Origin of the sequence: Glaciecola sp. 33A, from assembly GCF_002836745.1 — a bacterium.
In the GTDB taxonomy this organism is placed as follows: domain Bacteria; phylum Pseudomonadota; class Gammaproteobacteria; order Enterobacterales; family Alteromonadaceae; genus Glaciecola.
In genome coordinates this window covers 1-841 of sequence record NZ_PJAR01000014.1, presented here as the reverse complement: position 1 = coordinate 841, position 841 = coordinate 1, and the positions used below count along the sequence as shown (strand labels likewise).

General features: G+C 37.5%; 1 protein-coding gene. It reads left to right on the top strand.

Translation table 11 applies throughout. The annotated features are described in order from the left end of the window. The first annotated feature begins 290 nt into the window (after positions 1-290). Entirely contained in the window at positions 291-818 is a 528-nt protein-coding gene (locus CXF81_RS00350; RefSeq protein ID WP_101179117.1) for a hypothetical protein, read from the top strand. Positions 819-841: the final 23 nt, after the last annotated feature.

Below are 841 nucleotides of genomic sequence, written 5' to 3'. Positions count from 1 at the left end.
TGTTGATTATATTCCACTGAGGACTCCTTATTTGATTAACTGCATTCTATAAACGAGTTAGTTAATAACTGGTTAATACAACAATAAAAATTAAATCTAGTTGTTTTAATCGAAATAATTGAGAGCGCGATCAATTTTAAATATAAGTAAATGAAAACATTAACCCCTCATTAACCAAGTTCAAAGTAAGCTTTTGCATACTGATTGTTATGACACTTTACTTTTAGAATAAAGCAGTCTCGTTAAACCAATAACATTAAACCGCTTAAGCCGCGCGTTAGGATCGTAATATGCAAAAGAAATTTTTTGTCCCTGTTTTTCTGTTTTTTTTAGTGTGCGTTTCGTTTCCGGTATTATCAGAAGATAGTCCTCTAATGAAACATTGTGAAAGCATACATTTAAGGTCATCTGAGGGATGGTGGGTCAGCATCTATGATGATGGATCAGGGGCATATGGATTTGGCGAAGGCCTAGCTAGAATTAAAGTGGTCAAGAACACTTTTAGTTATGAGAGAGTGTATTCTGTATTTGCAACAGCTATCTATAGTGCACTGGAAAATACAGAAGAACCGCACATGGCTATATCATGCTCCACAGGCACCGCCAGATTCAATGTTGAGCACACTATTGCGCAGGATCAACAGCTATTGACCGAGCTATTTCGATTAGCGATAGAAAATGCTCACCCACCCATGAATAGATTTGAAACACGTTCGCATTACCATGTTGAGTCCTTTTTGGAAGATAATCCTTGGAATATAAGCCCCCCCATTTTAATCAACAAAGCTAACTTAGCTGGCGCAAAAACGCGCAACTAACTTACCCATCCCCACCAATACAG

What these genes read in the sequence shown, in the direction of transcription:
- CXF81_RS00350 (WP_101179117.1), top strand. Translation starts at nt 291, where the DNA reads ATGCAAAAGAAATTTTTTGTCCCTGTTTTTCTGTTTTTTTTAGTGTGC.